We start from the raw sequence: 24,307 nt of genomic DNA, 5'->3' as shown, positions 1-24,307 counted from the left end.
GGAGGTGCCCCCGGGCTCAGTTCTGGTTGAAGAAATCGCGCGAGCGGCCGCCGGCCTCGCCGCTCACGACCTGGGTGTCGGCCGGGGTCAGCAGGAAGACCCTGGTCGCCACCCGCTCGATCGAGCCGCGCAGTCCGAAGGTGAGACCGGCCGCGAAGTCAACCACGCGCTTCGCGTCGCCCGGGTCCATCGACGACAGGTTCACGATGACCGGGACACCGTCGCGGAACAGCTCGCCGATGCCGCGGGCGTCACGGAAACCGTCGGGGGTGACCGTCGCGATACGCCGGCCCGACTCGACGGCGGACTCCGACGCGACCTTGACGCGCGGGTCGGTGACCCACTGCTCGCCGGGGCCGACCACCGAACCACCCTGCGTGGCCTCCGCGTAGTCGTCGTCGTAGTAACGCTCGTCGTCGCTGTCCTCCACGAGACCCAGCCAGGCACTCGCTTTGCGCACCGAACCCATGGACGCCTCCTTTCATCGCGGTCAGTCTGTCTTCTCTTCCGCGTCCCTATCGTCGTCCATGATGCTGACAACGCGCCAAGTGGATAGTCGCCGCGCAAGGGTTTCGTGACGGTACTGGTGCAGAACATCCGTTGCACGGTCAAGGATCCTGGCGGGTACCGCTGCTGTCTGAGTGAAAATACGACCAGTGCCGCCGTGCGGGTGACCGACGGGGACGTACGGGTGAAGGGCCGGGCTCGTTACGATGCCCGTCGAGCACGCGTAGGACACACGGGGGAGCACCATGTTCGGCATCGTCAGACCTTGCACGCACAGACTGGGGGAGCGGTTCAAGGCCGAGTGGATGGCCCATCTGTGCGGGCTGTGCCTGGCACTTCGGGGCGACCACGGCCAGTTCGCGAGGATTGTGACCAACTACGACGGGCTGCTCGTCTCCGTTCTGACGGAGGCTCAGTCGGGTCCGGCCCCCGGCGCCCGGCGCACCGCCGGGCCCTGTCCACTGCGCGGCATGCGCACCGCCCCGGTGGCCCGGGGCGAGGGGGCGAGGCTCGCGGCCGCCGTCTCGCTCGTCCTGGCCTCCGCGAAGGTACGGGACCACGTGGCCGACCGGGACGGGCTGTTGGCCCGCGCCCCCATCGCGCTGGCCGCACGCCGGGTGGCCCGGGGCTGGGACCGGGCCGGCGCCCGTACCGGGGCCTCGCTCGGCTTCGACACGGCCGTGCTCGTCGACGCCGTGGACCGGCAGGCGGGCATCGAGACCCTGGCCGGCATCGGCACGCCGGTGCTCGTGGTGACCGAGCCGACCGAGACGGCCACGGCCGCCGCCTTCGCCCATACCGCGACTCTCGCCGGACGGCCGGACAACGCTCCCGCGCTCGCGGAAGCGGGGCGCTACTTCGGGCGGCTCGCGCACCTGCTGGACGCCGTGGAGGACCAGGGCGCCGACGCCGCCGCCGGGGCCTGGAACCCGCTGACGGCCACCGGTACCTCCCGGGCCGAGGCCCGCAGGCTCTGCGACGACGCCCTCCAGGGCATCAGGCTGGCCATGGGCGACGCACGGTTCGCGGACGCGGGCCTGGCCCACCGGCTGCTGGTGCACGAGCTGCGCACCTCCGTGGACCGGGCCTTCGGGACGGCCGGCTGTTCCCATACCGTGACGGACTCGGCGGGTCAGGGCGGCTTCGGTCCGCCGCCGATGGACTTCGGTCCGCCGCCGCCCCCGCGCAAGCCCCGCAGGGACCTCCTGCCGGGCTGCGCGGTGGCCCTCGGGCTCTTCTGCACCTGCCAGCTGTGCTGCACGGAGCACGAGGGGCCCTGGTCCCGCGAGAAGAAGCAGCCGTGGTGCGACAACTGCGACTGCGGGGACCCGGGCTGCGGGGACTGCGACTGCGGTTGTGACGGCTGCGACTGCTGCTGCTGTCCCTGTGACGGCTGCTGAGGCTGCCTCAGATTCGCGCAGGCCCGGACGGCGTACCTTGCGGTTCCCGGCCGGGCCGGTGTGGAAGGGTTGAGCGGCATGAACGCTGACTCATTTTCCGCAGAGGATCCGGCCACCGCCTGGAAGCGGTGGCACGAGCATCGGGTGGCCACCGTGTCCGCCCCCTACGGGCCCCTGTCCCTGACCGGAACCCTCCCCCAGACTCCGTCCGGGGGACCCCCGGGCTCGCCGACTACCCGGAAGGTCGAATTCCCGCCGTTCCGGGGAACTGGCGCGTCACCGGCGGCGCGGTGACCCTGACCGCGGCCCCCGAGGACGGCATCGCCCTCGACGGGGAGCCCTTCACCGGTGAGGCCGTTCTCGCCCCCGACGACACCGCGCCCTCGCACTCCCGGGTCGCCGTGGACGCGGACGACGGCAGCCTCTGGGCCGTCCTCGGGGATGCCACCGGCGGGCGTTCCAGCTACCGCTTCCGCTTCCTCAGGCCCGGCACCCCGGCGGCCGACGGGTCGATCACGGTGGACCTCAACCGGGTCCAGCTGCCGCCCTGCGCCGTCGCGGACCACTTCGTCTGCCCGTTCCCGCCACCCGGGAACACGTTGCCCTTCGAGCTCGCGGCGGGCGAGCGGAGGCTGAAAGACGCCCTTGTTCCCGCCATCTGACGCCAGGACACTCCCGACAACGTCTCTCGAGGCTTGTCAGGGGCACGTCGAGCAGCCCGGTGCCGCTCGCGCCCCCGACGGCCCCCCACGGGCTCCGGCACCCCACACCGGCCGGGCCTCCGATCCCTTCCGGGAGGACGACAAGTGAGGATCACCCGCATCATCCGTTCCAGGCTCTTCGCCGTGGCCACCGGCATGGCCGCGGTGGCCGCCCTCGCCGCCCCCACCACCGCCCACGCCGACGGCGGCTTCAGCGCCGACCGGCTCGCCGTCGCCGGCGCCTCGGTCCTGCGCGCCGACGTCGGCGGCACCGCCTGGCACACCGACCCCGCCACCGGAACCCTCGTGGTCACCGCCGACTCCACCGTCTCGGCCGCCGGGCTCGCCAGAATCCGTCACGAGGCCGGGGCGAACGCCGCCGCGCTGCGCATCGAGCGGATCCCCGGCAAGCTGACCAAGCTGCTCTCCGGCGGAGACGCCATCTACACCTCCGGCTGGCGGTGCTCCCTGGGCTTCAACGTGCGCAGCGGCAGCACCTACTACGTGCTCACCGCCGGTCACTGCACCGACGGCGCGGGCAGCTGGTGGACCAACTCCTCGCACACCACGGTCATCGGGTCCACCGTCGGCTCCAGCTTCCCGGGCAACGACTACGGCCTGATCAAGTACGCCAGCAACTCCCCGGTACCGCCCGGCACCGTCGGCGGTCAGGACATCACCAGCGCCGTCAACGCCACCAACGGCATGTCCGTGACCCGGCGCGGCTCCACCACCGGCATCCACAGCGGCACGGTGACCGGCCTCAACGCCACCGTGAACTACGGCGGCGGTGACGTGGTCTACGGAATGATCAAGACCAACGTCTGTGCCGAGCCCGGCGACAGCGGCGGTCCGCTCTACTCCGGCACCCGCGCCGTCGGCCTCACCTCCGGCGGCAGCGGCAACTGCTCCTCGGGCGGCACCACGTTCTTCCAGCCCGTCGTCGAAGCCCTCAACGCGTACGGGGTCAGCGTGTACTAGACCGTCACGGGTTCAGGGCCCGGCCGAGCCCCCTGGACGTCCTCCCGCCTTCTGGGAGGATGTCCAGGGCGTCCGTGTCCATGGGGGGGAGCAGGTCTGCGAATGAAACGAATCGGCGTGACCGGCCACAGGTCGATCCCGGACGAGGCGCTCGGTCACGTGGAGGCGGGCCTGCGGGCCGTGCTGGGAAGCCACGAGGGGCCGCTGGAGGCCCTCTCCAGCCTCGCCGAGGGTGCGGACCAGCTCTTCGCGGCCATCGCGCTGGAATGCGGCGCCGACCTCACCGTGGTCATCCCCAGCGGGGACTACGAGGAGGGCTTCGAGGGCGCCGAGGCCCTGGAGCGCTTCCGGGGGCTCAAGAGCCGGGCCACCCAGGAGGTCCGCATGGACTTCGCCCGCTCCACCGACGAGGCCTACTACGCCGCCGGCGCCTACATCGCCGACTCCTGCGACCGCCTCGTCGCCGTCTGGGACGGCCTGCCCGCCCGGGGCCACGGCGGCACCGCCGAGATCGTCGCCTACGCGCGCGCGCTCGGGAAGCCCGTCACCGTGATCTGGTGCGAGGGCGTGACCCGGGACTGAGGCCACGCCCCGCGCACCACTGCGGATCTCAACTGCCGCCGGTCGCCGGTCGTCAACTGCTGTGCCGGGCAAGCCAGTCGGTGTGCTGCGGGGACACGTACCGCTCCGTCTCGTAGACCGCGGACGGCCACTGCGTCTCGGTGATGGTCGTCTGCATCACGACCATCATCGCGGAGAGGTCCTGTTCGATCAGGGTGTGCGCCTCGATCAGCGGATGGTGGCGGCGCACCTCGTTCCAGGCGATGCCCGCCGTCGCGGCCGCGCTCAGCAGCCCCGTCAGCCTCGGCCCCGGACCCGAACCGAAGGCCCCGAAGAGGGCGAACAGCAGCGCCAGCAAGGTCAGCAGCACGATCGACCACGACCACAGGGCCGTGGCCCGCCGGGACACCTCCGTCTTGCGCTGGTACCAGTTGCGCTGCTCGATGAGCCGGTCACGGACGTACGTCTCCCTGCGGACCTGGTAGTCCAGTCCCCGCAGCCGGAACATCACACCGGTGATCTCGCCGCCCTCCGGCACCAGCCCGGCGGTCCGTGGATCCTCCCAGCCCATCTTCCGCAGCTCGTTCAGTCCCGCCTCCAGCCGGGTCCGGTACGTCTCCTCGACCCTCGGGACGTCACTGCCGAAGGGCGCGCCGTGGACGGCGTACCGCCAGGCCAGCGATTTGATGAACTCCGCGGCGCTGCGGTTGAGCTGCCACTGCGGGCGGGCCCGGCGCCGGGTGGCCCGTACGCCCACGCCCAGCACCCCGGCGTACGCGAGCACGCTGAGGAGCCCGGACAGGTAGGCGGAGCCGAGCTTCGGCCCGTCGGGCAGGGCGGCGATCCCGGCGGCCACGACGAGCAGCATCAGCTGGGCGCGGGTGGCCTGGGTGGACTCCCGCTGCCGGGAGATCGCCGCCTGGTCGGTGTGGTGGAAGAGGACCGGCAGGTCCTCGTTGCGAAAGGTCATGCTGTCACTCACAGCGAACCCCCCAGTCTGCTGGTTCTGCCTGTATCGGGGAGGTGCGGGGGCGGCGCCCGGCGGGAGCCGCCCCCGGTCGGATCACACCGCCAGCGGCTCCAGGTCACGGTGGACCCGCCGTTCGTCACGCGCGTACCGGGTCAGGCCGTGGTCCTCGCCCAGCAGCCGCGTCAGCTCGGCCACCGCCTCCGCCCGTACCCGGTTCGCCTCCTCCTTGCGCCCCATCATGTCCAGGCTGATCGCCAGGTTCGACGAGCTCGCCAGGGTCTCCGGATGGTGCACGCCCAGCGCCTCGCGCAGCCGCATCACCGAGATCCGCTCCAGCTCCAGCGCCCCCTCCGGATCGCCCAGGTCGGCACGGGCGTTGGCCAGGTTGAGGTTGGCGAAGATGGTGTGCGGGTGGTTGTCGCCCAGCACCTCCCGCATGTAGTGGATGGTCTGGCGCAGCATCGGCTCGGCAGTCTCCGCCGCCCCCGTGCCCCAGTGGAACACCGCGAGGTTGTTGACCGCGGCCAGGGTGTACGGGTGCCGCTCGCCCGGCACCTTGATGTACTCGTCCACCACCTCCTGGGCCAGGTCCCGGGCCCCGCCCGGGTCCCCGGTCGCGAACATGTCGGCCGCCAGGTTCAGTTCGCAGGCCAGCAGGTCCGGGTTGACCGCGGTGTACTTGGCCCGGTAGCGGTTGCGGGTCGCGGTCGTCAGCCGCAGCGCGTCCTCCACGTCTCCCGCCCGGCGCAGCGAGACCGCCAGGTTCTTGGCCGCCGACAGGGTGCCCGGGAAGGCCCGTCCCAGCGTCCGCTTGTAGATCTCGTACGTCCGGCTCAGCAACTGCACCGAGTCGTCGTACCGGCCCACCTCGCGCAGGTCGCGGGCCAGGTTCTGCGCCGAGGACAGGGTGTACGGGTGGTCCGTGCCCAGGACCTCGGTGCGCCGGTCGAAGACCTCCTGGTCGATCTCCCTGGCCCGCGCGTACTGCCCGATCATGCGCAGGTTGAGCGCCAGGTTGTTCGCGGCCGCCAGGGTGCGCGGGTGCGCCTCGTGGAAGATCTGCCCGAAGCCCTCGTGCGCGGCCGTGGCCAGTTCCATCGCCTCGCCGTACCGGCCGAGCGCGCCCAGGTCCATCGCCAGGCCGCTGGTGGTCATGTAGGTGTGCGGGTGCGAGGTGCCCAGTGCGTTCTGCTGGCGCTCCAGCGTGCCCTCGTCGAGCTCCATCGCCTCCACGAACCGGCCCTGCGAGCGCAGGATGTTGGAGAGGTGGAACCGCAGGTACAGGTACTGGAGGTCGTCGCCGCCCAGGGTCTCGCGCCAGGTCTCGCGCAGCTCCTCTCCCAGCGTGTACGCGGCCTTGAAGTCACCGCGCTTCCACAGGTAGCGGACGCGGTCGATCAGGAGCCGGCGGGTCTCCGGCTCCTTGCAGAACCGGGCCTCGGACGGAGTCAGGTGCGGCCAGATGGTGTTGAACCGCGGCCAGGTCTCCGGGTTGTCTATCGGCTCGTCGTCGTCCGGCCGGGCACCCGCCAGGATCCGGTGCACCGCGTGCCGGGCCTCGCGCTGCTCCTCCTCGGACAGCTGCGCCCGGATCACCGCCTGGACCAGCCGGTGCACCTGGATGCTGTTGCTGACCTGGTCGACCTTGGCCAGCGCGAACCGGCCGATCTCCCGGATGACGCGGCCGAGCACCAGCTTCTCCTGGAGGGAGGAGTCGTACGGCTTGAGGGCGTCGATCATCTCCTTGCTGTAGAGCAGGTTCGCCGAGATCGGCTCGGGCGCGAAGAAGGCGCACAGCTGGAGCAGCCGTACGGCGGCGGGGGAGCGGGACTGGAGCCGTTCGATCGAGACGTTCCAGGTGGCGGCCACCGGCTCCGGGTACCCGGGCGGCTGGTTCAGCGACAGCACCCGGGCGGCCTGCTGGGCCAGCTGCTCGATGTACGCGGACACCGGGGTCGCGGTCTCCGCGATCCAGGCACCCGCCTGCTCCACCGCGAGCGGCAGGTCCCCGACCGCGACGGCCACCTGCTCGGCGTCGTCCTTGCTGAGCCCGGGGGCCCGGCGCTGGAGGTGCTCGATGGACTCCTCGCGCAGGAACACGTCCACGGGCAGCGCGTCACCGTACTGCGACCAGGACTGGTTGCGGGAGGTGACGAGCACGTGCCCGGGGCCGCCCGGCGGGAAGAACCGCTTGAGCGTCTCGGGATCGTCGGCGTTGTCGAAGACGAGCAGCCACCGCGAGGAGGGAACTCCGCGCCGCAGCAGGTCGATCGCCTCCTGGGAGGCCGCCGACATGTCCTCGCCGGTCTGGGCGCCGAGGCGTACGGACAGCTCGGCCAGGGCGGCGACCACGTCGTCGGTCTGCTCCGAGGAGATCCACCAGACCAGGTCGTAGTCGGCCATGAACCGGTGCACGTACTCCAGCGCCACCTGCGTCTTGCCGACGCCGCCGAGCCCGTACAGGGTCTGCGGCTGCGGCAGCACCACGGCCATGCCGCCGCCGAGCTGGTCGCGCATCCGCTCCAGCACGATGGAGCGGCCGGTGAAACCGGGGTTGCGGGGCGGCGCGTTCCAGATCTTGGGAACCGTCCCGGGGAAGCGGGGGCCGGGCGCGGAGGCACTGGCCACGCTGTCGGGCAGCGCCATCGGCCGCTCCACGGCGCGCAGCAGCGCGGTCGTGGCGTGCACCTCGTCGAGTCGGAAGAGGTCCACCGGATTGCGGTCGATGTACGGGGTGGACAGGCGTACGTCGCCCACCCTCAGCGGCACCAGCTGGCGCCGGCCCCCCGTCGGGTCCTCGGCGGCGGCCCGCTCCCACACGTCCACCGCGCGGGCGGACTTGAGGTAGGCGCTGGAGAGCAGCACCACGGTCCGCGCCGCGGTGTCCACGGTGAGCCCGGCCCCGCCCAGGGTGTCCCCGGCGGCCGTGTTCGGGGCCCGTTCGGCGGAGACGTCCTTGGGCACGACCCGGAAGCCGGCCCGGGTGAGCACCGACTCGATCCAGTCGGCCCACATGCGGTTCTCGGCGACGTAGGAGAGGAAGAGGTCGGCGGGCAGGGCGGGGCGGCGCCGGGTGAAGGCGTCGCGGATGCGCAGGCGCACCTCCTCGCCGATGGCGGGCATGGAGGTGACGTCGCCCTCGGTGACGACGGTGGTGAGCCGTTCGAAGGCGGAGAGCAGGGAGTTGGTCAGCCCGGCCTCGTCCCCGAAGGTGGCCAGGGTCTCCTCGTAGGCGTAGTAGGGGCGGTAGGGGATCTCCACCGCGCCCCAGTAGGAGGTGAGTTCGTCCCCGACGAGGCCGTTGGGGAAGCGGTCGAACTTGATCCGGGCCAGCGCGCGGCCGGCGTCGGCCTTCTCCTTCTCGCCCTCGTCGATGCGCATCGGGACCGGGTAGATCTTGATGCCGCGGTCGTTGAACCGCTCGTCGATCTGCCGGGCCACGGAGGCGGCGCCGTCGATGGACTGGTCGGAGAGGGTGAAGCAGTCGACCAGGACGTCGGGGAGGTGGACGGTGCAGATGTCGGCTATGTCGGAGAGGCCGGTGCGGCTGTCGATCAGGACGTAGTCGTAGTTCCGCTTCATGTCGGCCCGCAGGGCGTCGAAGAAGAGGCCGCCGCCGAGCCGGTCGTAGAAGTTGTCCCAGTCGAAGGTGGAGACGGTCGCCGAGTACTCGCGGTTCTGCCGTCCCGCCGAGACGAAGTCGAGGGTGCCGCCGTCGGGGAACTCCCAGCCGAGGGTCTCGGGGGTCAGCGAGACGGCGTGCGGCTGGATCCGCGCGTAGTCCTTGTGCCAGTCGTCGGCGCGCTGCACCGGGCTGGTGGCCGCCCACGCGTACTCGCTGATCAGGTCGATGACCCCGGTGGTGGCACCGAGGGTGGAGGGGTCCAGGAAGGGATGGAAGAACCGGTGCAGGCCGGGAGCCTCCAGGTCCCAGTCCACGGCGAGGACCCGCTTGCCGTTGGCGGCGAGGATCCAGGCCGTGTTGGCCAGCGCCATCGTGCGGCCGGTGCCGCCCTTGTACGAGTAGAAGGTGACGATCCGCCCCTCGCGCTGTCCGTCACGATTCTGGCTGTCACGACTCGCTGTCATCCGCGTCCCCCCGGTCGTTGTCGTTGGTGTGCTCCGGCGTACCGGCCCTGCCCCGTCCTTCGGCCGTGTTCGGCGGGAAGGGTGCGACGGGCGGTGGCGCCGGGGGCCCGTTCATCCCCATCGGCCCCAGCAGCCGGGGCCGTTCGGAGCCCCCTGCCGGGGTGCCCGCCGGCGGGTAGACCTGGGCGTGTCTGAGGAACTGCTGGGCGGCCGCCTCCACCACCTGCGGCAGGATCTGCCCGAGCGTCTCCATGTTGGCCACGCCGTTGGCGGCGGCCCGGCAGGCGGCCCGGCCCTGGCTCATCTTGACGGGCATGGTCTCCTCGAGCCGGTTGGCCAACTCGCCCTCCTTCGCGCGGCTCTGGTGGTCGTAGCGGTTCCACGGCACGACCACGTTGATCCACGGCCGGGACTCCAGGTCGAAGGCGGCCAGGCGCTGGCGCCGCTGTTCGTCCTCCACCGCCCACCGGTCGACGATCAGGATCTCGGGCCGGGTCGGCGGCTGTTTGGAGTCGAAGTGCCCGGCCTCGTCGTCGAAGGACCCCACGCTCGTCTGGTAGTTGAGGTTGCGGACCAGGTCCTCGGCCACATAGGCGATGGGCCGCTGGGACACCGGGTGGTACGGGTTCCACTCCAGGGCGCTGTCCCCGTAGTACTCGGGGCTGCGGCCCTCGGGCAGGTCGTGCCGGGAGGCGGCGGCCACCGTGACGTGGAGGGTGCGGGCGGTGCTGCTCGGAGAGCCGAAGGCGCTCGGCACCAGCCGGTAGTCCAGCGGACGGATCGGTTTGAGCCGGACGGTCTCGGCGACCCGGACGATCCGCTTGGCGAGCTCGTAGACGGCGCTCTCGTACTGCTCGGCGTATCCGCGCAGTTTGATCAGGCCGTACAGCCCGTCGGTGACGTAGCGCTCGCCGAAGGTGTTGTGGTTGAACTGCAACCGCTCGGCAGGGAGCGGCAGTTGGGAGGGCGGAACCGGCACCCACAGGGCGGGCACGATGGCTTCGGCGGGCTGGTTGCTCAGCGCCTCGTGCTGGATGGTGCGCTGCGCGAAGGCGAACCACTCCTTCCCGCACATCTCACTGGCGAAGTAGCGCGGCGAGAACAGGGGGACGAAGACCCGGCAGGTGGCGAGCGCCGCACCGAGCCGTTCCGACCAGCCCTCACCGCTGCGTATCTCCCGGTCCATGAAGCCCGCCTCGGCTCCCGCCGGCAGGTTCGTCAATGCCATGACATGGCTGCAGAGATCACGGAAGAGGCGCTCCACCCACATGTCCGGATCGGGTCCCCCCGCTCCGAACCTCGGTGTATGCGCATAACTGAGAAAAAAATACGGCTGCACTGATGCGGGCACACGACCCCCGTCCCGAAGATACGAGCGAAGAAACATCATTCCGGAGCTTCTCCGCCGCTTCCCCTCATCGTTCAGTCAATCAGCGTCTGTTTTCAGTCATCCATTTCGTCGCGTGATCGACGGCATCCGGAAGAGAGAAGAGCATGGTCGATGCTCCCCCCACCCGCCCCCGGCGCACCCGGTCGTCCGGGAAAGCCCCGCCGATCTCGGCGAAATCGCTGTCGTCCAGCGAGATGTCCTCGTACGCGGTCCACCCTTCCCCCGTCGGAGCCCCTTCGCGGCGACGGGGCTGCCCCCCCGGAAGCCCCGGATGGTTCACCTTCACCACACACTCGTACATGCGCAAGAGGGGCTTCGGAATTCGATACTCCGCGAGATGGAAAGCGGTGCAGACCGAAAATCCCACATTGATCATCAGTACCTTCCACCCCTCCCCGCACATTTTTCCCAGGGGTGATTCCTCACCCAAATGGCTGGTCAGAGGGTGTCCGGCACACAGTTCCCGGGCACCCGCGCCGACCGCCGCGAAAGAGGTCTGCGGATGATCGCTGCGCACGGCTCCCGGGGCGGTGCGCACGGCCTCGGCGAGGACGCCCATGCCCCGGCTCGGGGTGCGCGCCGGGTCGAAGGCGGGCATCCGCTCGCGGAAGGCCATCACCTCCTCCTCGGAGAGGCCCGCGATCCGCTCCAGATGGGCGCTGGAGGTCTTGGAGTTCTCCGGGGTGAAGGCAGGGACCACCAGGGTGCCGCGCGGGCCCAGGACGCCGAGGAGGGCGTCGAGCAGGGCCTCGGGGCGCAGCCCGGTACCGCCGAGGGAGGCGTGCGCCATCAGACGGGTGCCGGGGCGGACCCCGAGGCGGCGCAAGTCGGCGGCGGGGTCCCCGGCGGAGTCGGCGACCGGGTCTCCCTCGGGGTCGGCGGCCGGGGCCGGGCTCACGCGTCGACCGCCTTGAGCTCCCAGCGCAGCTCCTCCACGAGCCGCTTCCCCGTGCTCGTCAGCTCCGCCGCCTCCGACAGACGGTCCAGCGCCCGGCTGATCCGGTCCGCCCCGCCCGGCTCGGCGCTCGCCGTGGCCCGCCGGTAGGCCTCCACGGCCACCCGCTCGTGCACGTCGGCCAGCAGCCGGGACACCGGCACCGGGCGCTCCCGCCACGGGGAGGGGTGCTGCCATTCCCCGTCCAGCGCGTACAGGTCGCTCACCTCCGTCAGCGCCTGCAGCCGGGCCCGCCGCCACCCGGTCAGCAGCGCCAGCGCGGTCTCCCGCACCCCTGCCGCGTACGGGACTCCGAGCGCGCCCGGCCCGTGCCGTCCGGCCTCGCCCCAGCCGGCCGTCCTGGGGCCGCCGGCGAGCGGGGTCAGCGTGGTCAGCCCGGCGCGGGCGGCGCGGGCGGACTCCGGCACCGCCTCGTGCAGCAGCGCCCAGGCCCCGCCGAGCCGCTCCCGCCACTCCTCGGCCTCCCCGGTGCCCAGGCGCAGCCGGGGCGGGCGGGCGAAGCAGTTGCGGTGGGGGTCCAGGTCCTCCAGGGCCACCGGGGCCTCGTCCGGCCCGGGGGACCAGGTCCGTACGGGCTGCCAGCGGGCGTCGCCCGCCGCGGGCCCGAAGCGGTGCTCGGGGCGGCCCCCCTCGCGGACGGCGTACCCCTCGTCGGTGGTGTGCAGCGCGGCCCGCCCGTCGGTGCCGGGCTCGCCCAGGCGCAGCAGGCCGAGCGTCGGGAGGTACACCTCGCCGTCCCGGTAGGCGACCTCGGCGGGCAGATCGAGCCCGCCGCGCAGGACGGCGGCGGCGGCCAGCGCGGTCAGCCTGCGGGCCGCCCCCTGGCCGTCGCCGCGGCCCTCCCGCCCGGCCTCGATCGAGGCCATCACCCACGTCCGGGTGAACGGGTGGGCCAGTACGGCGTCCAGCGCGTCCTCGCCCGCCTCCCCGGCCCGCTCCACGGCGACCAGCACCTCCCAGGCGCGCGCCCAGTCGGGATCACCGGCGCGGCCGTCGTTCAGGAGGGCGAGCAGGTTGCGGGTGAGCTGTTCCTGGGAGCCGGCGAGTTCGGCGGGGTCGGACAGTTCCGGCGCGCTCGCACGGGCGCCCGTACGGCCCTCGACCCCGTCGACGAGCTCGCGCAGGTCGGTGCAGTAGACGGAGGGGTTGTCGAAGCCACCACTGCCGGCCGCGGCCGCGCCCGCACCCTCGGAAGGGCCGGTCTCGGCGGCCTTGTAACGGTGCGTGTAGAGCCCGCCTCCGCACGAACGTACGACGGGGCACCGGCGGCACGTATCGCTGACGCCGGCCAGGCCCAGCTGCCGGGCGCGGACCCCGGGATGGGCCGCGACCTGGTCAAATGCGTGATCGAAGACGTTGAACCCGGTGGTGGCGGCCCCCTCGAAGGCGCTCTTGAGGGAGTCGACCTGTTCGAGGTTCCCGTCGGTCTCCACGACGACGAGGTCGGTGGGCGCGAGGCCCAGGGCCTCGGTGAGGCTGGGTCCGCCGCGGAGGGTGGAGAAGAGGGATTCGAAGATCCGTACGGGGGTGGGGCGTTCGAGGCTCTCCCAGTGGTCGAACACCCGCAGCAGCCAGCGCGCGTAGGTGTCGGGGGCGCCGTCGGGCCGGACCGGAGGCGTCTGCCAGGTGGCGTGAGGGAGCAGGAAGTCCACGCGCGGGGGTGTCAGTTCGACGAGGGCGTCGAGGACGGCCACGGGGTCGTTGGCCACGTCGATGGTGCAGAGCAGGCCCTGGTAGAGGTGGCGGTAGGGCTCGGAGCGCAGGAGCTCCACGGCGGCCAGGACGAGCGGGTGGCTGGTGCGTCCGTCGGCGAAGCGGCGGTGGCGGTCGTTGGCCGCGCGGTCCCCGTCGAGGGAGACGCTGACCTTGACGCCGAATTCGGCGAAGAGGTCCAGGCAGCGGCTGCCCAGCTGGAGCCCGTTGGTGTGGATGCGCAGGTCGAGGGCGGCGATGCCGTCGAGGGCGCGGGTGAACTCCTCGCACACGAGCCGCAGGCGGGCCGTGCCGGCCAGAAGCGGTTCCCCTCCGTGAAGGATGACCGTGACGGAGGGGAGTTCGTGTGACTGTGCGTGTTCGGCGAGCCGTGACGCGGTGCGGGAAATGACCTCGGGGGAGATCACTTTCGGCCGGCCCCGCCAGCTCTGGTCTGCGTGTTCATAGACATAGCAATGATCACAAGCGAGATCGCATCTGCTGTGAACCTTCAGGACGATCTCGCGGAAAGCGATCAGGCCGGTCATTCCGCCAGTCTAGAGCTCGGACTTCCGGGTCAGAGTGCAGAGTTGAAGATCGGCGCCTGAACCTGTCGACCGGATTCCGTCGGAAGGACGCGCCCGAGGGTCGCGGCCGCGCGCGCACCGCGGACGTCGATGCGGTCGAGCGGGACTCGGCGGGACTTGACGGTGCTGGTCGGAGGGGTTGCGGAGGTGTTCATGACGCCGTCCTCGGGGAGGTCATGGGGATGGGGAGGGTTGACATCGGCGAGAAGCCGGTGTCTGGCGCGGACTTTACCCTTCTTGGTGCCCATCGGCGCGCTGAACGACCAAGGGGTTGCCTATAACGTGACCTCTCGTACGCCCGTATGTGACGGGCGGTCACCCACCCCTGGAAAACATGACCGAATTCCCCGGGCTGCATATTCGACCGTTTGCCTGACAGCAAGATCCTTTTCATTTTCCGGGGCTCCGCGCTTCTTCCCCGGCCGTCCTTCCCCGACCCGCCCTACGCCGGCTGCTGCTCGTTCACGGGCGGTGCGGGAACCTCCTTGAGCAGCCACGTCAGTACGTCGGGCAGTGCGTGCAGCGCTCCGAAGTGCGCGGCGGCCGGGTCGATGGTGGTGGTGGCTCCGGGGATGCGGCGGCCCAGCCAGCGGGAGTGGCCCACGGGGGAGAACTCGTCGAGGCCCCCGTGCCAGATCAGCACAGGGCAGCGGATGTCGGCGGGGTCGAAGCCCCAGGGGCTGCTGAAGGCGATCATGTCGTCGATCCAGCCGTAGGCGGAGGTGCGGACCCCTTCCCGGTAGTTCCGCAGCAGCATCGAGCGCAGGCCGGCGTCCGCGACGATCAACCGGTCGCTCTCGGTGAGTTCGCGGCGCAGTTCGTCCAGGAGCCGGCCGGGGTCCTCGGCGATGCCCGCGGCGCGCGGGATCATCCCGGCGGCCAGCTCCTCCGGGTCCCGGCCGGCGGTGGAGTACGCGGTGACGTTCGAGGCGGTCATCCCCTCGAACCAGTCGAGGTCCTCCGCGTCCCGGGGGGCGAGGGGGACCAGGGCGGCCGTCCGCGTGACCCGCTCCGGGAGCAGGGCCGCGCAGGCCAGCGCGCCGGGGGCGCCGCCGGAGCGGCCGGCCACGGCGAAGGTTTCCAGGCCCAGGGAGTCGGCGACCGCGGCCACCTCCTGGGCAACGTCGGCGACGGTGCGGCCCGGGTGGCGGTCGGAGCCCCCGTAACCGGGCCGGTCGTAGGCGATGAGCTGCATCCGGCGCTGGTAGAGCACCATGCCCCGAGGGGCGGGTCCCAGCCTGCTGCCCGGCATGCCGTGGAGCAGGAACACGGGTCGGCCGTCCGGGTCGCCCCAGCGCTCCACCGTCAGATTCCGCCCGTCCGCGACGCGCACCTGACTGCGCACGCGCTCCCTCCCTCACGGTCGACGAGACTCGTCACGGTGATTGTGCTCGCTGGGGGAGGAGTGCGGTAGGGCGCACTCCGCCAGAAATTCTTGTGAAAGTTTTCACAAGCGCACAGGGGTCTTAAGTCCTGAGGCGTACATGCAGGTCAGAGGCGTGATCAGGAGGGAGTGGACGGGCGTGCACGGTCCTTCGGCCCGGTGGGAAAGGGCTTTTTCGGCACGGCAGCTTCCGCTTTTGGGTGTCGAATTGAGTCATCAGGAAAGCGGTTCGAGTTGAGTCGAAATGAAGGAGTTCCTGCCATGCAGGCCAACGAGATGGTGGATGGACTGGTCCAGGGGGCGCTCAAGGCGCTCGACCAGTTCGCGTCGTTCAACCAGGAGCAGGTCGACCACATCGTCAAGAAGGCCTCGCTGGCCGCGCTGAGCCAGCACGGTGAGCTCGCGCAGCTGGCCGTCGAGGAGACCGGCCGCGGACTCTTCGAGGACAAGGCGGTCAAGAACCTCTTCGCCTGCGAGCACGTCGTGAACTCGATGCGAGGGCTCAAGACCGCCGGCGTCATCCGCCGCGACGAGCTCAACGGCATCACGGAGATCGCCGAGCCGGTCGGCGTCGTCTGCGCGATGACTCCGGTCACCAACCCGACCTCCACCACGATCTTCAAGGCGCTGATCGCGCTGAAGACCCGCAACCCGATCATCTTCGCCTTCCACCCCTCCGCGCAGAACTGCTCGGCCGAGGCCGCCCGCATCGTCCGCGACGCCGCCGTCGCCGCCGGCGCCCCCGAGAACTGCGTCCAGTGGGTCACCGCCCCCTCCATGGAGGCAACCGGCGCCCTCATGAACCACCCGGGCGTCTCGACCATCCTGGCGACCGGTGGAAACGCCATGGTCAAGGCCGCGTACTCGTGCGGCAAGCCTGCCCTGGGCGTCGGCGCGGGCAACGTCCCGGCGTACGTCCACAAGAGCGCCAAGCTCGGCCGCGCGATCCACGACATCGTGCTCTCCAAGGCCTTCGACAACGGCATGATCTGCGCCTCCGAGCAGGCCGTCATCCTCGACGCCGAGATCTACGAGAAGGGCCTCGCCGAGTTCAAGCGGCTCGGCGCCCACGTGGTCTCCGCCGCCGAGAAGACCAAGCTGGAGCAGTTCGTCTTCGGCACCACCGCCTACGCGGCCGACGCCTCCGGCGCCAAGCTGAACCCGGCGGTCGTCGGCAAGTCCCCCCAGTGGATCGCCGAGCAGGCCGGCTTCACCGTCCCCGCCGAAGCCTCGATCCTCCTCGCCGAATGCAACGAGGTCGGCGAGAGCGAGCCGCTGACCCGCGAGAAGCTCTCCCCGATCCTGGCCGCCCTGAAGGCCTCCGACACCGAGCACGGTCTCGAACTGGCCGCCGCGATGGTCGAGTTCCACGGTCTGGGGCACAGCGCCGCCATCCACGCCGAGGACGAGGAGCTCGTCGAGGAGTTCGGCAAGAGGGTCAAGGCGATCCGCGTCATCGCCAACTCGCCCTCCACCTTCGGCGGCATCGGCGACGTCTACAACGCCTTCCTCCCCTCGCTCACCCTCGGCTGCGGCTCGTACGGACACAACTCGGTGTCCAACAACGTCACCGCGGTCAACCTGATCAACGTCAAGCGGATCGGACGGCGCAACACCAACATGCAGTGGTTCAAGGTCCCGCCGAAGATCTACTTCGAGCGCAACTCCATCCGGTACCTCGGTGAGATGGACGGCATCACCCGCGTCTCGATCGTCACCGACAAGACCATGGTCGCCATCGGCTTCGTGCAGAAGGTCGTCGACATCCTGCAGGCCCGCGAGGGCGCGGTGTCGATCCAGATCATCGACAACGTCGAGCCCAACCCGGAGCTCGCCACCGTCCAGGCCGGCGCCGCGATGATGCGCGACTTCAAGCCCGACACGATCATCGGCCTCGGCGGCGGCTCGCCGATGGACGCCGCGAAGATCATGTGGCTGATGTACGAGCGCCCGGAGGTCGAGTTCGGGGACACGAAGGAGAAGTTCTTCGACGTCCGCAAGCGCGCCTACAAGTTCCCCTCGCTCGGCGAGAAGGCCAAGATGGTCGCCATCCCGACCACCTCGGGCACCGGCTCCGAAGTCACCCCGTTCGCCGTCATCTCCGACCCGGCCGCGGCCCAGAAGTACCCGCTCGCCGACTACGCGCTGACCCCGAACGTGGCGATCGTCGACCCGATGCTGCCGATGGGCCTCCCGCCCAAGGTGACCGCCGACTCCGGCTTCGACGCCCTGACGCACGCCACCGAGGCCTACGTCTCCGCCTACTCGAACGACTACACCGACGGCCTGTGCCTCCAGGCCATCAAGCTCATCTTCGAAAACCTGCAGCGCTGCGTGGTCGACGGTCCCAACGACCCCGAGGCCCGCGAGAAGATGCACAACGCCTCCACGGTGGCGGGCATGGCCTTCGCCAACGCCTTCCTCGGCATGGTCCACGCCATGGCGCACACCCTGGGCAACACCTTCCACGTCGCCCACGGCCGCACCAACGCGCTGCTCCTGCCGCACGTGATCCGCCACAACGGCACCGTCACGCACAAGGCCACCCCGTGGCCGAAGGCCGAGGTCTACCGGGCGCCGGAGCGCTTCCAGGAGATCGCGAAGATGCTGGGCCTGCCGGCCGGCACGGCCGCCGAGGGCGTCGAGTCCTACGCCAAGGCCGTTGAGGAACTGCGCGCCAAGTGCGGGATCACCGCCTCCTTCGCCGAGGAGGGCGTGGACGAGCAGGCCTTCATCGAGGCCCTGCCGACCCAGGCCATGAACGCCTACGCCGACCAGTGCGCCCCCGCCAACCCGCGGATGCCGATGATCGACGACCTGAAGCAGCTCATGCTCCAGGCGTACTACGGCAACGCCGAGGGTGCCCCGGCCAAGAAGGCCGCCAAGAAGAAGTGACCCTTCTTCTTCCGAAGAACCTCCGCTAAGGAGCGGAAAAGCCCGTCCGGGGCGCTAAGGCCCGGGCGGGCTTTCCACGTGTCCGGGGTGGGCCCTGGACCTGCCGGGCGTCGTATGGGGCCAGGGTGTGCCTGTCAGGCACCCCCTACAGGTGCGGGACCAGCAGGGCCGCCGCCGAGCGGGCGCGCTCCAGGGACGTGGCCCGGTCGGCGCCGCGCTGGCCCAGCACCACGCGGGTGCTCAGCCCGTCCAGCAGGGCGAGCAGCTCCGAGGCGCGGGCGGGGACGTCCAGGCCGGCGCCGAAGCGGCCCTGGTCCACGCCCTTGGCGAGCAGCGCCTCCAGGTCCTGCTGCCAGCCGTCGTCGATCTCCTGCTGCGCGGCGCGCAGCTGCTCGTTCGAGGGGGTGCGGGCCCACAGCTCGATCCAGAGCGTCCAGCGCGGGTCGCGGGGGCCGCGCGGCAGGTACAGCTCCAGGAAGAGCGCGAGCTTGCGGTGGGCGGTGACCCGGCGGCCCAGCAACTCGGCCCGCTCGACGGCCAGTTGCTGCTCGCTCCAGCGCAGCGCGGCCAGCAGCAGCCGGTCCTTGCTGCCGAAGTAGTACAGGATGTGGCCGCCGCTGGTGCCGAGCCGCTCGGCGAGCGCGGACATGGTGAGCGTGGCCAGTCCGTCCTCGGCGATGGCCGTCATGGCCTCTTCCAGCATCCGCTCCTGGGCGATCTGCCCGTCGCGCCGCCGGGCCCCTCCCGCCGCGCCCGCTGCTCCTGCCACCCCGTGCCGCCTTCCCGATCTTCGTGGGCCGACCTTATCCCGGACGGGGTCTTGACGCGGCCCCGGTCGGCAGCGCATCTTGAATGCCATTCAAGAACTTAGAACGCCATTCAAGGTCAGGCGCGGCGGTTCACCGGGTCGAAGGTCAGGGACGCACACATGACGCAGCAGGAGACGACGGCCGACGTCGACGAGGTCTTCAGAGTCGAGACGCACGGCATCGACCCCATCCCGGATGCCGAGCGCCACGGCGATGCCAAGGACCTCTTCTGGCTCTGGTTCGGGTCCAACCTCACCTTCACCTACGTGATCAACGGCGCCCTCGCCGTGGCGTTCGGCCTCTCCTTCTGGCAGGCCACCGCCGTGGTCGTGATCAGCGGGCTCTCCTTCTTCGCGGTCAGCGCCGCCGGACTCAGCGGCATCCGCACCGGAACCGCCACCCTGGTCATCTCCCGCGCCGCCTTCGGCGTACGTGGCAACTGGCCCGCCGGCGTCCTGAACTGGGTGGTGAGCATCGGCTACACCATCGTCAACACCGTCGTCGGAACCCTGGCACTGGAGGTCTTCTTCGGCGAGGTCGGCCTGGGCAGCGGCACTGCGGTACGGGCCCTCGCGCTCGGAGTCACCCTCGCGCTCACCTTCGCCGTCGCCATGTGGGGACACGCCACGGTCCAGTTCGCCGAGCGCTGGATGGCGTACGTCCTCGCCGTCGGCTTCGCGGCCCTGCTCGTCTTCGTCCTGCCCGGCGCCGTGACCGCCCCCGCCGCCGATGCCGTGGCGCCCGGCCTGTCCGGCTGGAGCCTGGCCTTCGTGGTGATGCTCGCGGGGCCCTTCTCGTACCTGCCCATGCCCGCGGACTACACCCGCTACCTGCCCCGCACCACCTCGCTGAAGTCGATCACCTGGATGGGCGCGCTGGGCGGGTTCGTCTCCTCCGTCGCCCTCGGGGTCGCGGGCGTCGCCGCCGCCACCCAGACCGACATGAGCGACGCCGTCGCCGGGGCCGAGAGCCTGCTGCCGGGCTGGTTCAAGCCGCTGTTCCTGGCCCTGGTGCTGGGCGGCTCCGTCACCAACTCGATCATCACCCTCTACTCGTCCAGCCTGAACCTCCAGGTCCTCGGCATCCCCTGGAGCCGGGCCCGGGCCATCGTGATCAGCGCCGCCGTCACCGCCGCCGGATCCCTCGCCGCGCTCTTCCTGGCCGACTTCACCACCTCGCTGCTCTCCTTCCTCTCCCTCCTGATCATCGTGTTCGCCCCCTGGGGCGGGGTCTTCCTCGCCGACATGCTGATGCGGCGCTGCCGCTACGACTCCGAGGCGCTCCACGCCGGGAGCGAGGGTGCCTACTGGTACCGCTCCGGCTACCACCCCGCCGGTATGACCGCCCTGCTCGCCGGCATGGCCTTCGCCGCCCTGACCTGCGACTCCGAGCTGTGGACCGGGCCGCTCGTGGCCCCGCTCGGCGGCGCCGACCTCACCCTGCTCGGCTCGGTGGTCTCCGGGCTCACGTACTGGGCGCTGGGTCGTCGGCGCGTGCCCGCGTACGTCCCGGCGGCCTGACCTCCCGGGCCGCCTGCCCCCGGGCCGTCTGCCCCCTCCCGCACCTCCTCCCTCCCTCCCACCCCTCTGCCGCACAGGAGCACCACCCCATGTCGCACCCCACCCCCGCCGATCTGCTGCTCACCGGAGCCCGCATCCACACCGTGGACCCCGCGCTCCCCGAGGCCGAGGCCCTGGCCGTGCGCGACGGCCGGATCGTGTGGGTCGGCCCGGACGCCGAGGCCGCCGCCTGGTCGGGCCCGGACACCGAGCGGATCGACGCGGGCGGCCGACTGGTGCTGCCCGGGTTCATCGACGCCCACAACCACGTCCGGCTCGGCTCCGACGCGGCCTGCGTCCAGCTGGCCGGGGTGCGGACGCTCGACGCGATCCTCGACCGGATCCGGGTGTGGCGGGAGGCCAACCCGGACGCCGAATGGATCGAGGCCGAGGCCTTCGACTACTCCGCCATCCCCGGCGGGCGCATGCCCACCGCCGCCGACCTGGACCCCGTCACCGGGGACGTCCCGGCGATCGTGCTCTCCTACGACGTGCACACGGCGTGGCTGAACACGGCCGCGATGCGCCGGCTCGGGGTCGCGAAGGACCGTACCGACCTGCCCTTCGGAACCGCCGCGGTGGACCCGCAAACCGGTGAACCCACCGGATTCGTCAAGGACTTCGCCATCAAGGGCCTCTCGCGCGACGGCCACCGCGCCCTGCGCGACCTGGGTGTGCCGTGGGCCTCGCCCGACCGCCAGTACGGGCGCCTCGCCAAGAGCCTTGACGACGCGATCAGCTTCGGCATCACCACGGTCGTGGAACCGCAGAACTCCCTGGACGACCTGGAACTGTACGAGCGCGCCCGCGCCGAGGGCCGGCTGCGCTCGCGGATCGTGGCCGCCCTGTTCCACCCGCGCGGCACCACCGAGGAGGACCTCGACCTCTTCGCGGCGGCCGCCCGCAAGCACGCCGGGGACCGCTTCCGGGTGGGCCCCCTCAAGCTCTACATCGACGACGTGGTGGAACCGCGCACGGCCGCGCTGCTGGAGCCGTACGCCGGCTGCGGCTCGCACCGCGGCGAGACCTTCTACCCGGCCGAGGAGTTCGCGGAGCTGCTCGCCGCCCTGGACGCGCGCGGATTCCAGTGCTTCGTCCACGCCACCGGAGACCGGGGCATCCGCACGGTCCTCGACGCCGTCGAGCACGCCCGGACGGTGAACGGCCCGCGCGACGCACGCCACCAGGTGGTGCACGTGGAATGCCTGGACCCCCAGGACGTGCCGCGCTTCGAGCAGCTCGGCGTCGTGGCCTGCATGCAGCCCCGGCACTGCGCCCCGGAGATCGCGGGCCCCGGCCAGGACTGGGCGCGCAACGTGGGGGAGGAACGCTGGCACAAGGCGTGGCCGATGCGCAGCCTCTCCGAGGCCGGGGCGGTACTGGCGTTCTCCAGTGACTGGAACGTCGCCGAGATGGACCCGATGATCGGCATCTACACGGCGCTGACCCGGCGTTCGCTGGACGGCGGCGAGCCGTGGCAGCCGGAGGAGACGGTGGACGTCGAGACGGCGGTGTACGGCTACACGATGGGCTCTGCCTACGCCAACTTCCTCGACCAGGACCGGGGTTCACTGACCGCGGGCAAGGCGGCGGACTTCGTGGTCCTGTCCCGGGACATCCTCGAGGCGGCCCCGGAGGAGATCCCCGGCACGGTCGCCGAGGTGGTGGTGGTCGCGGGCGAGGTGGTCCACCGGGCCGGATGAGGCCCAGGGGGCGCGGACTGCGCCCGCGTGTAACGCGGGCGTGGCCGGCGGGCGACGGCTCTGTGGCCGAACGGCCCTGACGGGCAAGGCCCGTTGCGTGGCGACCCGCCGGATGGCTAGCTTCGGAACCATGACGACGAGCGGAACTCCAGGTCTGACCAAGCGGCGCGCGGTGGACCTCATGCGCGTCGCGGGCGCGCTCTGTCGGTGACGGCCGAGCCCGCCCGCCCCGACCTTTCGCCGCCGTCCACCCGCCAGGAGTGTTCGTGAAGCCGTCCCGTTCCGCCGTGCTCGCCCTGGGCTCCGCCCTGGTGCTGTCCGCCACGGCCCTAGGTCGTGTCTGACGGCTCTGCGCGGCGTCGCGGCGCCCGGCACGCACTCTCGACGCACCGGCCGAAAGACCACGTACAACCAGTACGAGCGCATTCGGCCGGCACGCCGAGAGCACGCACCGGACGCCGCTCCTTCCCCACGCAGAACCGTCAGACACGACCTAGCCCTCCCGTCCGCCGCCCAGGCCGCGCCCGCCGACGGCGGGGCCGTCGTCCGCGAGTGGTACGACACCACCGCGCGGACCGTCGCCGCCGCCGGCGCGCCCACCCAGGTAACCAACAGCCGTACCTGGGCCATCAGTTGACTTGCCGCCGCCCGAGCCGGGCGGGAGGCCCCCGGCGGCCGCGACCGGGCCGCCTTCCAGGACGCCGCCGTCGCCTCCGCCGTCCACGACTCACTCGTCGCCCTCGCGCCCACCCGCAGGGCCGAGCTCGACTCCGCGCTCGCCGCCACCCTCGGGAGGATCCCCGACGGCCGCGCCGAGGACCGGGGCGTCGCCGCCGGGGCCCGGCAGGCGAAGCTCGCGCTCGCCTCCCGAGAGGGCGACGGCCTCGACCCCGCCTCCGTGAACGCGCCGTTCACCGTGCAGCCCGCCGGGCCCGGCGTATGGCAGCCGACGCCCGACGGCTACGCCCCCGCCGCGCAGTACGGCAACCGCGTGGCCCGGCCGTTCCTGCTCGACTCCCCGGACCAGTACCGGATCGGCCCGCCGCCCGCGCTGGACTCCCGCCGGTACCGGGCCGACCTGGCCGAGGTGCGCGCGTACGGAGCCGCCGACTCCACCGTCCGCAGCGCGCGCCAGACCGAGACCGCCACCTTCTGGTACGGCTCCTCGCTGACCCTGTACACCGAGCCGCTGCGCGTCGCGGTGACCCGCTCCCACGGCTCGGCCGCCGAACGGGCCGGGCTGATCGGGCTGTTCCACGCCGCCCTCGCGGGACCCCGTACCGCCCCGTTCTCCGTGACCAGCCCGACGGCGCCCGGCGTACGGCGCACGTACACGAGCTGGGAGCAGCTGACGCACGACAACGTCGACGCCCGGATCTTCTCGGGCATCCACACCCGCTCCGCCGGCGAGGCGGGAGTCACCCTCGGCAAGGCCGTCGGCCGGCACGCCCTGCGCGGCGCCGACCGACTGCTCGCACCTCTCGGCCAGCCGCGACGCCCGCCCGGCGGGACCGCGCTCAGATGCGCCGCAGGTGCTCCGTGAACAGGGCGCGGGTCCGGTCGACGTCGGCGGGGGAGGCCGCTCCGCGCTTGGGCAGCACGAGGAAGTGCTCCAGGCTTCCGGTGAGGACGAACAGCCCTGGGGTCTCGAACCACCAGGGGTAGCCGCGCCATTCGTCGGCGTGGTCGGGCTTCCCGTCGGCGGTGGTGGTGCGCAGGCCGTCCTCGGCGAGCGTCGTGCGGATGGTGCCGAGGGCGGCGTCGCTCTCGTAGAGGCGGTTCATCCGGAACTTGCGGCCCCACTGCCGGATGCCGAGCGTGGCGATGACGACGGTGACGGCCACGACGACGACGCCGGTCCAGCCGAGGTCCCACAGCACGACGCGCAGCAGTCCCGCGGCGGCCGCGAGCAGGGCGGGGAGCCAGAGCGTCTTGGTGCGCCCCGGCCAGGTCCCGAGGGTGTACCGCCGCAGGGCCTCGTCGTAGTCGGCGGCGGCCGGTGCGTACTCGAACCGGGCACTGTGCAGGGCCTCGGCCCCGGCCCGCCCGGATTGATCCATGTTCATGACAGCGGAGGGTACGACACCGCCTGCGCGGCCTCGCGGCCAGCCCGACGGGAGTCCC

At 71.6% G+C, this 24,307-nt stretch carries 18 protein-coding genes and 1 pseudogene; 9 read left to right on the top strand and 10 right to left on the bottom strand.

Features of this window, described 5'->3' with window-relative positions; genetic code table 11:
- Positions 1 to 16 precede the first annotated feature (16 nt).
- Positions 17 to 469, bottom strand: a complete 453-nt coding sequence (locus AC3IYJ_RS09120) for a cell division protein SepF (RefSeq protein ID WP_489400812.1) — start codon at positions 467 to 469, stop codon at positions 17 to 19.
- A 283-nt stretch (positions 470 to 752) separates the two neighbouring features.
- Here AC3IYJ_RS09120 and AC3IYJ_RS09115 point away from each other — a divergent pair, with 283 nt between their 5' ends.
- The 4 genes and pseudogenes from AC3IYJ_RS09115 to AC3IYJ_RS09100 all read left to right on the top strand — a co-directional run bounded on the left by AC3IYJ_RS09115 (position 753) and on the right by AC3IYJ_RS09100 (position 4,171).
- Complete coding sequence (locus tag AC3IYJ_RS09115) at positions 753 to 1,907, top strand: DUF5685 family protein (protein ID WP_489400811.1); 1,155 nt, start codon at positions 753 to 755, stop codon at positions 1,905 to 1,907.
- A gap of 78 nt (positions 1,908 to 1,985) precedes the next feature.
- Positions 1,986 to 2,569, top strand: a pseudogene (locus AC3IYJ_RS09110) (DUF1684 domain-containing protein).
- 195 nt (positions 2,570 to 2,764) lie between these two features.
- Positions 2,765 to 3,589 carry a S1 family peptidase gene (locus AC3IYJ_RS09105; RefSeq protein WP_489402751.1) on the top strand — a complete coding sequence of 275 codons (825 nt, stop codon included), beginning with the start codon at positions 2,765 to 2,767 and terminating at the stop codon, positions 3,587 to 3,589.
- Positions 3,590 to 3,691: 102 nt separating this feature from the next.
- Positions 3,692 to 4,171, top strand: coding sequence for a hypothetical protein (locus AC3IYJ_RS09100; protein WP_489400810.1), 480 nt, complete (start codon positions 3,692 to 3,694; stop codon positions 4,169 to 4,171).
- A 52-nt stretch (positions 4,172 to 4,223) separates the two neighbouring features.
- Here the strand turns inward: AC3IYJ_RS09100 and AC3IYJ_RS09095 are convergent, their stop codons facing one another.
- The 7 genes from AC3IYJ_RS09095 to AC3IYJ_RS09065 form a co-directional block, all read right to left on the bottom strand.
- Positions 4,224 to 5,120 (bottom strand): DUF4231 domain-containing protein, encoded by an 897-nt coding sequence (locus AC3IYJ_RS09095; protein WP_489400809.1) that lies wholly within the window; start codon positions 5,118 to 5,120, stop codon positions 4,224 to 4,226.
- Between the two features lie 93 nt (positions 5,121 to 5,213).
- On the bottom strand, positions 5,214 to 9,209 hold the full coding sequence (fxsT, locus tag AC3IYJ_RS09090) for an FxSxx-COOH system tetratricopeptide repeat protein (RefSeq protein ID WP_489400808.1): 3,996 nt from the start codon (positions 9,207 to 9,209) through the stop codon (positions 5,214 to 5,216).
- On the bottom strand, positions 9,193 to 10,596 hold the full coding sequence (locus AC3IYJ_RS09085; RefSeq protein ID WP_489402750.1) for a TIR-like protein FxsC: 1,404 nt from the start codon (positions 10,594 to 10,596) through the stop codon (positions 9,193 to 9,195). Before AC3IYJ_RS09085 ends, fxsT begins: the two co-directional genes overlap by 17 nt.
- Positions 10,597 to 10,639: 43 nt before the next feature.
- Complete coding sequence (locus tag AC3IYJ_RS09080) at positions 10,640 to 11,497, bottom strand: AAC(3) family N-acetyltransferase (protein ID WP_489400807.1); 858 nt, start codon at positions 11,495 to 11,497, stop codon at positions 10,640 to 10,642.
- Entirely contained in the window at positions 11,494 to 13,794 is a 2,301-nt protein-coding gene (gene fxsBH, locus AC3IYJ_RS09075) for a radical SAM/SPASM protein FxsBH, inactivated beta-hydroxylase extension form (RefSeq protein ID WP_489400806.1), read from the bottom strand. Before fxsBH ends, AC3IYJ_RS09080 begins: the two co-directional genes overlap by 4 nt.
- Before the next feature lie 29 nt (positions 13,795 to 13,823).
- Positions 13,824 to 14,081: an FxSxx-COOH cyclophane-containing RiPP peptide gene (gene fxsA, locus AC3IYJ_RS09070; RefSeq protein ID WP_489400805.1), complete on the bottom strand. Its 258-nt coding sequence runs from the start codon at positions 14,079 to 14,081 to the stop codon at positions 13,824 to 13,826.
- A gap of 194 nt (positions 14,082 to 14,275) precedes the next feature.
- Positions 14,276 to 15,178 carry an alpha/beta fold hydrolase gene (locus AC3IYJ_RS09065; RefSeq protein WP_489400804.1) on the bottom strand — a complete coding sequence of 301 codons (903 nt, stop codon included), beginning with the start codon at positions 15,176 to 15,178 and terminating at the stop codon, positions 14,276 to 14,278.
- 300 nt (positions 15,179 to 15,478) lie between these two features.
- Here AC3IYJ_RS09065 and adhE point away from each other — a divergent pair, with 300 nt between their 5' ends.
- Positions 15,479 to 18,112, top strand: a complete 2,634-nt coding sequence (gene adhE, locus AC3IYJ_RS09060; protein ID WP_489400803.1) for a bifunctional acetaldehyde-CoA/alcohol dehydrogenase — start codon at positions 15,479 to 15,481, stop codon at positions 18,110 to 18,112.
- A gap of 145 nt (positions 18,113 to 18,257) precedes the next feature.
- Here adhE and AC3IYJ_RS09055 read toward each other — a convergent pair whose 3' ends face one another.
- On the bottom strand, positions 18,258 to 18,815 hold the full coding sequence (locus tag AC3IYJ_RS09055; RefSeq protein ID WP_489402749.1) for a TetR/AcrR family transcriptional regulator: 558 nt from the start codon (positions 18,813 to 18,815) through the stop codon (positions 18,258 to 18,260).
- 225 nt (positions 18,816 to 19,040) lie between these two features.
- Between AC3IYJ_RS09055 and AC3IYJ_RS09050 the strand changes: the two genes are divergently transcribed.
- The 4 genes from AC3IYJ_RS09050 (at position 19,041) to AC3IYJ_RS09035 (ending at position 23,726) form a co-directional block, all read left to right on the top strand.
- Complete coding sequence (locus AC3IYJ_RS09050) at positions 19,041 to 20,441, top strand: purine-cytosine permease family protein (RefSeq protein ID WP_489400802.1); 1,401 nt, start codon at positions 19,041 to 19,043, stop codon at positions 20,439 to 20,441.
- Between the two features lie 89 nt (positions 20,442 to 20,530).
- A complete protein-coding gene (locus AC3IYJ_RS09045; RefSeq protein WP_489400801.1) occupies positions 20,531 to 22,183 on the top strand; it encodes an amidohydrolase in 1,653 nt (550 codons plus the stop codon).
- A 112-nt stretch (positions 22,184 to 22,295) separates the two neighbouring features.
- A complete protein-coding gene (locus tag AC3IYJ_RS09040; RefSeq protein ID WP_489400800.1) occupies positions 22,296 to 22,394 on the top strand; it encodes a putative leader peptide in 99 nt (32 codons plus the stop codon).
- A 687-nt stretch (positions 22,395 to 23,081) separates the two neighbouring features.
- Positions 23,082 to 23,726: a phosphatase PAP2 family protein gene (locus AC3IYJ_RS09035; RefSeq protein ID WP_489400799.1), complete on the top strand. Its 645-nt coding sequence runs from the start codon at positions 23,082 to 23,084 to the stop codon at positions 23,724 to 23,726.
- Here AC3IYJ_RS09035 and AC3IYJ_RS09030 read toward each other — a convergent pair.
- Positions 23,701 to 24,249: a hypothetical protein gene (locus tag AC3IYJ_RS09030; protein ID WP_489400798.1), complete on the bottom strand. Its 549-nt coding sequence runs from the start codon at positions 24,247 to 24,249 to the stop codon at positions 23,701 to 23,703. The two genes, AC3IYJ_RS09035 and AC3IYJ_RS09030, sit on opposite strands and share 26 nt — an antisense overlap.
- Positions 24,250 to 24,307 lie beyond the last annotated feature (58 nt).

This window comes from Streptomyces sp. GL_140 (assembly GCF_057834465.1).
The sequence above is the reverse complement of the archived record's forward strand: the minus strand, read 5'-3'. Positions and strand labels throughout refer to the sequence as shown.